Source organism: Paenibacillus algorifonticola, assembly GCF_050481745.1.
In the GTDB taxonomy this organism is placed as follows: domain Bacteria; phylum Bacillota; class Bacilli; order Paenibacillales; family Paenibacillaceae; genus Pristimantibacillus; species Pristimantibacillus algorifonticola_A.
In genome coordinates, this window is sequence record NZ_JBCNGR010000057.1 from 1 (window position 1) to 3,393 (window position 3,393).

The 3,393-nt window shown below is 46.8% G+C and carries 4 protein-coding genes; all 4 read left to right on the forward strand.

Annotated features, from left to right (window positions below):
* A partial coding sequence (locus ABEW34_RS30590; RefSeq protein WP_430165207.1) for a sulfatase family protein occupies positions 1–864 on the forward strand: 864 nt, incomplete at its 5' end.
* Between the two features lie 36 nt (positions 865–900).
* A complete protein-coding gene (locus tag ABEW34_RS30595) occupies positions 901–1,863 on the forward strand; it encodes a formylglycine-generating enzyme family protein (protein ID WP_430165209.1) in 963 nt (320 codons plus the stop codon).
* An 892-nt stretch (positions 1,864–2,755) separates the two neighbouring features.
* A complete protein-coding gene (locus tag ABEW34_RS30600) occupies positions 2,756–3,031 on the forward strand; it encodes an acyl carrier protein (protein ID WP_056040811.1) in 276 nt (91 codons plus the stop codon).
* Positions 3,032–3,034: 3 nt separating this feature from the next.
* On the forward strand, positions 3,035–3,393 hold a 359-nt coding region (locus ABEW34_RS30605; RefSeq protein WP_430165212.1), incomplete at its 3' end, for a beta-ketoacyl synthase N-terminal-like domain-containing protein.

Below are 3,393 nucleotides of genomic sequence, written 5' to 3' on the forward strand. Positions count from 1 at the left end.
GCTCCCAACTATCCGCGTTATCTTGGAGAAATTGCAAATATGGAAGATATGAAAAAGATGATTGACGGCTACGATTGTGGCATTCGTTATATGGACGACCATCTTGGACGTTTGTTTGCTTTGCTGGAGGAGCAGGGTGTAATGGACGATTTGATTATTATGATTTCTGCCGATCATGGTGAAAATATGGGGCAGCTTGGCATTTATGGCGAGCATGCCACGGCCGATCAGGGGACATGCCATCTGCCAATGATTATCCGCTGGCCGGGGATGAAGCAGGGAGTGGTTGATGAAGGACTTCACTACCACTTGGATTTATTGCCGACAATAGCAGACATGCTGGATAAACCTGTGATGTCAGATTGGGACGGCATCAGCTATAGTTCTGTATTAAAGGACGGCTCTGATTGCGGGCGCGATTATCTTGTCGTATCACAATGTGCTCATGTTGCCCAACGAAGTGTTCGATTTCGCGATTGGATCTATATCCGTACCTATCACGACGGGTATCATTTATTTGACCAGGAAATGCTGTTTCATTTGTCCAATGATCCGAAGGAGCAGCATAATGTTGCAGCAGACAATAAAGCGCTATGCATGGAAGCGGTATATTATTTGAACCAGTGGCACGATGAGCATATGCGTCGGTCTGGTGACGACAGAGATCCGTTATGGACCGTCATAAAGGAAGGAGGGCCATTCCACGCGCAAGGATATTTAAAAGGATATATTCAGCGGCTCGAGGAAACGGGCAGAGGCCAGCATGTAGAGGAGCTGAAACGCAGGCATCCCAGCGAGCTTCCACAAGAGGCGGATAGTGCGGCTGTGCTGGCTCAACAATATTTACATGCGAAAATGATATAACGAGCGTTCTACATCATCCAGAAAGGAAGAAGCGAAGTGGAACCAATCAAATCTTGCTGCGCAGCAAGCCGAGGGCAGTCATTGTCTATTGAAACCAAGCGGGGCCTCCATACTTCTAAACGCAGTCATGATGCTGTTTTCAGGGATCATTTCGTCTTGCTGGAAAGCGGAGGGTTTGAGATGGGAACCGATGCGGCGGATGGTTTTCCAGCGGATGGGGAAGGGCCGGTCCGGAAGGTTTGGGTGGATGCCTTTCGTATTTCCCGCTATGCGGTCACGAACGAAGAGTTTCGAATGTTTATAGAGGAAACGGGCTATGTTACGGAGGCTGAACGATTCGGCTGGTCGTTCGTGTTTCATCTATTGGCATCGCAGGAAACGCGAGAAAAAGTTGTGGATGTACCGCAGCAGGCACCCTGGTGGCTTGTTGTCCAAGGAGCCTTCTGGGCGAAGCCGGAAGGTCCCGATTCATCTATTGAAGAGCGGATGAATCATCCGGTCGTTCATGTGTCCTGGCATGACGCAAGCGCTTATTGCGAGTGGGCAGGAGCACGTCTCCCCACAGAGGCGGAGTGGGAATACGCTGCGAGAGGCGGTTTAGCGAGAAAGACGTATCCGTGGGGTGATCTCTTGAAGCCGGACGGCGTTCATATGTGCAATATATGGCAGGGCAAATTTCCAATTAAGAATAATGCAAGCGATGGTTATGAGGGTACAGCTCCTGTTGATGCTTATGAGCCCAACGGGTATGGGCTTTATAATATGTCAGGCAATGTATGGGAGTGGTGTGCAGACTGGTTCAGTTCCGACTATCACAAGCTGACGCCAGCCCATAATCCACTGTTTATAAAGCCAACGGAAAAACGTTCGATGCGAGGCGGCTCTTATTTATGCCACCGTTCCTATTGCAATCGCTATCGGGTTGCGGCAAGAAGCGGCAACACACCGGACAGCTCAACTGGAAATATGGGCTTTCGTGTAGTGTTGAATAAAAGCTAGATTGGAATTACTTAATCTGCAGCGTTTAAATTAGCGCTTATTCATGGCCAATCTTATCTGGCGGTTCTGACGATTCAAGGGTGCGAAAGGGCCGGTTGCCGAAATTTTTCAGCAACCGGTTTTTTGTGCTTGAAATGTCCAATTTTTGGGTGGTTTAAAGACGTATTTTTATGGTATTATGTGGATGGTGTTTGTGGTATATTGGGAATAGTTCCGTTTTTTCCACCCATGGGGCAAGCCCCATGACATTTCCCGCCCCCTCTAGAGCCGTTTTTTTCCTTCACACAGCTAGGTCCATCACTTCAAGCTCCGCTAGTATCTCTTATGAAATGAAATGGGTTTCAAAGTTTCATGCGCGTTTATTAAGCGCCTAATGACTAGTATCAGCAATTTTTGGGGCGATTCATTTAAACAACTGCGTTTATTCGCCAAAAATCGAAAGTGACGACCGCATCAGCGACAGATTTAAGTTACATGATTTGTAACATAAATCTAAATATAGACATAAAAATAAATATTGTAAAAAAACATAGAATTATGGTATAACTTTATTAACGGCGCTATTGGTTGCATCGATGACCGCATCTTCGTTAAGCAGCATTCCTCAAGAGATATAGTCGTCTACTCCTTTAGCGACACATTCAACTATGAATGATCTTCTCTCAACCCACCCACACCTATTGTTTTCCTTTCTTACGCACATTCATCCAGATGAGTTTGTACAATTGAAGCCTGCTGTTTTATGCTGCACTGCCTATGTCATTTCCATTTGAGGAGTGAGTGCCGAGCAATGTCTATCCCTAGACAATGAAAGCGCTTTCCATTTTGACGGCTATTTATGCTTTCTCTGGAATGACATGCAATTTTTTATCCAAGTAAAGGAGCTGAAACAATGGAAAACGTACAGCTATCGATTGAAAATCAAATTAAAAACATGATTGTTACTAAGTTTGGACTGGATATCTCCCCAGAAGAAATCAACGATGATGATCCGCTTTTTGATGTTAATGAACAGGGAGAAGGGCTAGACCTGGATTCCGTTGATGCTTTGGAGCTTGCGGTTGGACTGAAGGAGCTTTTTGGCGTTAAGCCGCAAAGCAGCGATATGTCCGTTTTCAAAAGCGTTCGTTCCATAGCGAATATTATCCGCAGCACGATCGGGGATTAATCGATGAGCAGACCGCAAGCCGTAGTAACCGGAATGGGCATCATCGCGCCAGGCGGCTCAAACAGAGAAGCCTTCTTTCAGTCGATTGTGAATGGTGCCAGCGGGCTTCGGGCTCATGATAAGCTGAAGAAGCTTGGCGTTAGTGGCGAGGTCGCTGGCAGCGTTGACGAGCTGTATCGAGAGATGGAAGAGGATGAGCGGGCCGTTCAAATGACTTATGCTGCACTTGATGAAGCTTTGGCAGACAGCGGGCTGACGAAGGAGGACATCAGCAAGCTGGAAACTAGAGCGGGCTTGTCCCTTTCAGAATCTGTGCCGGGTCATATTAAAACGATGAGATATATTCAAAATAGCCGGGGGCA

What these genes read in the sequence shown, in the direction of transcription:
- ABEW34_RS30600 (WP_056040811.1), top strand. Translation starts at nt 2,756, where the DNA reads ATGGAAAACGTACAGCTATCGATTGAAAATCAAATTAAAAACATGATT.